This window comes from Pseudoalteromonas sp. BSi20495 (genome assembly GCF_000241185.1).
GTDB classification, from domain to species: domain Bacteria; phylum Pseudomonadota; class Gammaproteobacteria; order Enterobacterales; family Alteromonadaceae; genus Pseudoalteromonas; species Pseudoalteromonas fuliginea.
This window is the reverse complement of record NZ_BADY01000090.1, coordinates 1-6,164: the sequence shown is the minus strand read 5'-3', so window position 1 is coordinate 6,164 and position 6,164 is coordinate 1. Positions and strand designations below refer to the sequence as shown.

At 38.0% G+C, this 6,164-nt stretch carries 6 protein-coding genes; 5 read left to right on the top strand and 1 reads right to left on the bottom strand.

The features are described from left to right. Positions 1-40 precede the first annotated feature (40 nt). Positions 41-697: a 7-cyano-7-deazaguanine synthase QueC gene (gene queC / locus P20495_RS07870; RefSeq protein WP_008136967.1), complete on the bottom strand. Its 657-nt coding sequence runs from the start codon at positions 695-697 to the stop codon at positions 41-43. A 145-nt stretch (positions 698-842) separates the two neighbouring features. Here queC and queE point away from each other — a divergent pair, with 145 nt between their 5' ends. The 5 genes from queE to P20495_RS20685 form a co-directional block, all read left to right on the top strand. Further along, a complete protein-coding gene (gene queE, locus P20495_RS07875) occupies positions 843-1,508 on the top strand; it encodes a 7-carboxy-7-deazaguanine synthase QueE (RefSeq protein WP_002960417.1) in 666 nt (221 codons plus the stop codon). Between the two features lie 271 nt (positions 1,509-1,779). Next, on the top strand, positions 1,780-2,523 hold the full coding sequence (locus tag P20495_RS07880) for a class I SAM-dependent methyltransferase (protein ID WP_008136964.1): 744 nt from the start codon (positions 1,780-1,782) through the stop codon (positions 2,521-2,523). Between the two features lie 295 nt (positions 2,524-2,818). Then, a complete protein-coding gene (locus P20495_RS07885) occupies positions 2,819-3,856 on the top strand; it encodes an IS110 family transposase (protein WP_008136962.1) in 1,038 nt (345 codons plus the stop codon). A gap of 569 nt (positions 3,857-4,425) precedes the next feature. Continuing rightward, positions 4,426-5,643 (top strand): hypothetical protein, encoded by a 1,218-nt coding sequence (locus P20495_RS07890; RefSeq protein ID WP_008136959.1) that lies wholly within the window; start codon positions 4,426-4,428, stop codon positions 5,641-5,643. A 225-nt stretch (positions 5,644-5,868) separates the two neighbouring features. Continuing rightward, positions 5,869-6,164: hypothetical protein (locus tag P20495_RS20685; protein ID WP_138950683.1), on the top strand; the 296-nt coding region annotated here is incomplete at its 3' end.

The following is a 6,164-nucleotide window of genomic DNA, read 5'->3' as shown; positions in this document are numbered from 1 at the left end:
CTTTTTGTTTACAGCAATTGTATTACTAATTAATTGCGGCTTATTCGTATTCTAACGGGTCTGTAATGTTATTTAGTGCAAATGCTTCAAGGCGTTCTTGGCACGCGCCACATTTACCACAGGCCTTTTCACGGCCGTTATAACAGGTCCACGTTTGGCTGTAATCTAAACCCATTTCAATACCGTCGGTTAAAATACCAATTTTAGTATTGTTTAAGTATGGGCTAAAAATTTCTACCGCGTCGTAGTTAGCAATACGGCACACGTCATCCATTTTTTGCACAAATTCAGGACGGCAGTCAGGGTAAATAGCATGATCCCCAGAATGAGCGCCGTAATAAACTTTGCCAGCTTTAAGTGATACCGCGTAGCCAACAGCAAGCGAGAGCAAAATCATATTACGATTAGGTACAATCGTACTTTTCATGCTTTCTTCTTCGTAATGGCCTTCAGGTACGTCAATATCATCAGTAAGTGATGAGCCACCAATAAGTTGGTTAATCGCCGAAATATCAACAATTTTATGTGGAACGTTTAATTTTTCACACACACTTGCCGCTACTTTAAGCTCTTTTACATGACGCTGACCATAGTCAAATGAAAGGGCATATACATCATGGCCTTGTTGCAGGGCTTTATTTAGTACGGTAAACGAGTCCATACCGCCGGAATAAATAACAACTACTTTTTGCGTCATATCTGTTTTGCTCTTAGTTTTAATAGAGGTTTATATCAGGGCGCGATATACTACACGGCCGCAGCTTAAATAACAATTTTTGCACAGCGCTTTTTGGTTTTTTAATAGTAGCAATTTGGCTGCTAGGTAGTAAGTGAGATCTCTTTTGTACAAAATTAATGAAGTGTTTGAAACCATTCAAGGTGAAGCTAGTTTTACCGGCACACCCTCAATATTTTTACGTTTGCAAGGTTGCCCAGTAGGCTGCTCTTGGTGCGACACCAAGCAAACGTGGGATGTTGATAATGTATATAAAGTATCGCTGGATGAAACCGTAGAAAAAAAAGCCGACTCAGATCATTGGGCTAACGCCAGTGCAGAGCAAATTTTAGCGCTGTTTCAATCACGTGGGTATACCGCAAAGCATGTAGTAATTACCGGCGGCGAGCCATGTATGTTCGACTTAAATCCAGTATGTAACTTATTACACGAACACGGCTTTAGCACACAAATAGAAACCAGCGGCACGTTTGAAATACTCGCCCCAGAGCAAACATGGGTAACGGTATCGCCAAAAATCAATATGCGCGGCGGTTATGAAGTACTTACCAGCACCATGAAGCGTGCAAATGAGATAAAACACCCCGTTGCGATGCAAAAGCACGTAGAAGAGCTAGAAGAATTATTTGCTAAAACAGGCGTTAATCCAAAGCTTGTTTACTTGCAGCCAATTAGCCAAAAAGTATCAGCAACTAAATTAGCAATCGACACCTGTATTGCTAAAAACTGGCGCCTATCAATACAAGTACATAAGTATTTAGGAATTAGTTAAAGCCAGCTTAAAGTTATAGTACGTAGGTTGGGTAGAGCGTAGCGAAACCCAACGAACCTCCAATTTCACACCGTTTTACAACAACGCTCTATAATATTTAAATACACAGGCCGTATAAGCGAAGCGCCATCCGACAGTCCTGTACTTTATAGCCTGAACTTTATAACCTAAGATTACATCTACCCTAAAGCTCATATCTTCTTCGTTAATTGTGCTAATTAGTTTACTATGCGCGACTTAAAAATATTCTACTACTTACCACTAGGCTTATATGTCCGCAAATGCACTCTACACCGACCTTTCTGATTACTACGACTTAATGTGCGCAGATATAGATTATCAAGCCCAAAGCAATTCTATTCACAGGCTGCACCAAATTTTTGGTAATGGCGCAAACACCCATCTAGATTTAGCATGTGGCACCGGCCCGCATGTACGCCACTTTATTGATAACGGCTATAAAAGTAGTGGGCTTGATTTAAACCAGCCAATGCTCGATAAAGCAAAAGTTCGTTGCCCAGAAGCGCAATTTTCGTTGCAAAACATGAGTGAATTTAAAGTCACCGAGCACTTAGATTTAATTACCTGCTTTTTGTATTCAATCCATTACTGCGACGGCATTAATAAGTTAAAAGAATGCCTTGCTAGCGTACACAGCGCATTAAACGTAGGTGGAATATTTTGCTTTAACACGGTTGATAAAAACAAAATCGACAGCGATTCATTTGTAGAGCACACCGCAACAAGCGAAAATAGCTTCTTCACATTTCGCTCTGGCTGGCACTATAGTGGCAGCGGCAGTAAACAGTTATTAAAACTCAGCATAGAAAAAACCACCGCAGACAAAACACTTGTATGGCACGACGAGCACCCAATGGTTGCTTTTAGTTATACCGAGCTTAAAGAAGCCCTAAAACCGTACTTCGAAATCCACATATTTGAACATGACTACGACAAAATAACCCCATGGGCACAGCGCTCAGGCAACGCCATTTTCGTCTGCGTAAAAATTTAAGGCGAACATTCATCAAGAAGAGATAAAAGTTTGGGTAGAGCGCAGCGAAACCCAACGAGCTCCAACGAACCTCCAATACCCACGGCCCAATAACCCCGCATTATATATTTGAAAACGTAGGTCGGATAAGCGAAGCGCCATCCGACACAGTAACTTATTTAAGTTTCGGCGAATATGAATAGCTAATTAATTATGATGTATGAAGTCAAGATTTGATAATCATATAGAAAGTTCCTCGAGTTTTTCGATACAGTTGTGTTGACCAAAACATAAACTGTACCTCGAGGAACTTAGTATGAAACTATATGGTGGAATTGACTTGCATTCAAATAATTGTGTTATTGCTATCATTAATGAACAAGGTGAAACGCTTAGCTGCAAGCGTTTAAATAATGACATCTCTGTCATTTTATCTTTTTTAGCCCCGTATAAAGACAAGCTAGCAGGACTTGTTGTTGAATCAACATTTAATTGGTATTGGTTAGTTGATGCATTAATGGATGCAGGATTTAAGCTTCACTTAGCAAACCCCGCTGCAATTCAACAATATTCAGGCTTAAAACATGCTGATGACCATAGTGATGCACGCTGGTTAGCTGAAATGCTACGTCTAGATATACTCCCTGAAGGCTATATTTATCCACGTGAACTCAGGGCTGTTCGAGATTTAATGCGCAAACGAATGGACATTGTTCAACAGTCCACTAAAAACTTATTATCGGTGCAAAGTTGTTACATGCGTCATCTTGGTTATAAGCTCGGTAGCAACAAAATAAAGCAAATGGCTGCTATCAGAAAAGGCGTTGATACTGAGCAGGTACATGCAGACTTTAGCTCAATGAATACAGCACTGTCAGTCATTTCTAACCTCTCATTAATACGCTGTGCTCAACAGCAAATTAATGCGATAGAGGGCGCTATTTTAAAACAAACATCACTCTCCCCTGAATTTATAAACCTATCCAGTATTGATGGAATTGGGAATACTTTAGCACTGACTATTATGTTAGAAACCGGCACGATTAAACGTTTTGATAGCCCAGGTAATTTCTCATCGTATTGTCGCTGTGTTAAAGGGGCAAGGTACAGTAATGGAAAGAAAAAAGGCGCTACGAATCAGAAGAATGGTAATCGTTATTTAGCGTGGGCTTTTACTGAGGCCGCTAATTTTGCAATTCGTTATAACCCAACAGTTAAAAAATATTATCAACGAAAACTGGCTAAAACAAACAAGGTAGTTGCGATTAAAACGGTTGCACATAAGCTCGCAAGAGCGTGTTATCACGTGCTTAAAGACAATGTACCATTCGATGAACACAAGGCGTTTGCTTAGCGTCTATAAAACAAATTAGGTTAACGTGTTGAGCTCGTAATGGGGTTGGTAAAACCATTAGATTTGATTGAGCCTGCACGTTAACCGCTCATATTTTAAATACTGGATATGCCCAATGTTTGAGCCACACAGGGTTGGTTATGTGTAAGCATAAACCACAGACTTGTTATAGCGCAGTGTGTAAACACAGCCAGAAACTGGACTGACATTGGTACTAAACGATGACTGAGGCGAAAGCCAAGGGCCTTAATTAATCATCAATAATGCTTAATTAAACTGCCTAAATTCATATGGGTGACTGGTGCATATTCACACCAATCGACGTCATTACTAGGTGCGTAGTCATATTTAAATTGAGTTTAAATAATAAGAACACTTGGTTTTTGAATAAAAAGATCAAGAAAACACAGCTGCCTGCTTGACCGGAATTTTCTAATGGGTGACCCCTATGGCTCTTCAGGATGATGAGAAAGAAGTGATTGAGATATTGAGTGACTTTTTAGTTTAATCTATAAGAAGTTATGTAGAATAGATGTAAATTTACAATAAAAATAATCAGGAATGGACTCATGCTAATAAAAGAAATCTTTGAAATAGTAAATTCAATTAATAATGACTTTACCGAAATTAAAAAATATATAAATAAAACAAACTCATATTCTAAAATTAGCAGTGTAGTTAAGCAACTGACTATTATTGATAATGATCTTCAGAATATTACCGGTGAACTTTCCGAGTTAGCAAATGTTGCGGACGATAATTTCTTAAGTAAATTTGAAGTGGGTTCATATCGCATACAGGGCTATATAAGTAAGCCCGAGTTACTATTAGCTACTATTTCAAATCACCTACACAGTTTAGATGTTAACTTTGATAATTTTTTACAGACAGCTCAGGAGCTCTCAGAAGTTAATGATCACGTATCAATATTGATACAAACTGTATCTAAAAAAGTAAATCAACTCATACAAGCTTTTAATGCAACTAAAGTTGGAACACTTGAGTTAGAGGACGCTAGGTCGTTTGACTACTCTAAAGTTCAAGAGAGAATTATCGCTGAGTCCTTGAAAGTTATAGGTAAAGAATTAGATTCTCAATTTAGTGATCATAAACAGCAAACAGACAAAATGGTTCAAAAATTCCAAAGTAAAACAAATGAGGTTGAAATTGCAATAGACAATAATCTCGAGGTATTACGGACTAAGGCTAATGTAATTGAAGAACTATTCGAAACCACTTTAGCTGAGCTGGAAGAGAAAAAAGAGCAAATGGATGAAGTTCTAGGGCAGACTGCTAATAGGGTAATGGCACAAGATTATGACCATAGTGCAGCAGACGAGAAAAAAGCGGCTAATTGGTTAAGAGTTGGGTCAATATCTTGTATGGCGATTATTATATATATCGTCTGCTATTCATTTTATGATTCAACTCATTCTGGTTTTAGCTGGGAAAGTTCTATTTTTCGAACTGTGTTAGTTTTTATTCTATCAATCCCAGCTGCTTATTTGTCTAGAGAATCAACAAAGCACCGCGAGCAACAATATAACTACCATCACACAGCATTAGATTTAAAAGCAATTACACCTTACATTGCATCACTCCCAGAAGCAGACCAAAATAGAATTAAAATTTCAATTGCTGAACGGATTTTTGCTTCTAGGCAAACAAATGTAGCTCAACAAGACAGTTTCCCTTTAAATACACAAGAACTGATGATGGAGCTTATTAAAAAAGTAAATATTAGTAGTAAGAAGGAAGAACAATCAAAATCAAAGGATGCGAACTAAAATGTTCAGGAAAATAGATAAATATTTAGATGATGTAGTCTCTCCATACTGGGAGGTTATTATGTATTTTTTGCTAGGACTTTTCATGTTGACGGGGCTAATTGTTACTTTTTTTGTGATGAATCGTTAGCTGGTAAGTTTTCTAGTTTCGGAAGTTTTGCTAGCTTTTTAATAGCAACTGCTGCTTTCATGTATGCAAGGAAAGAGTACTTAAGGCAGAGAGGCTTGAATGAACGAATTGGAATGCAAGTAGTGACGTTACCGAAGTTAAGGAATTACTTAGCAAGTAACGTTGTTATGATTGCTTCAAACTACCACTCAGTAACAACAGGGTTTAAGAACAAAGATGGAGAGCTGACGGGAGGTTTTAATGAATTGGATGATGAAGATAAGGATGATATAAGGTTTGAAAATAATAGATTAGAAAAAGAATTGCATGAAATCTGGCAGGAGTTTATGGCTCAAAGAGAAAAAGCCTTTTTCCATGAAGCTAAATTCAGATATATTTTCACAGATAAATA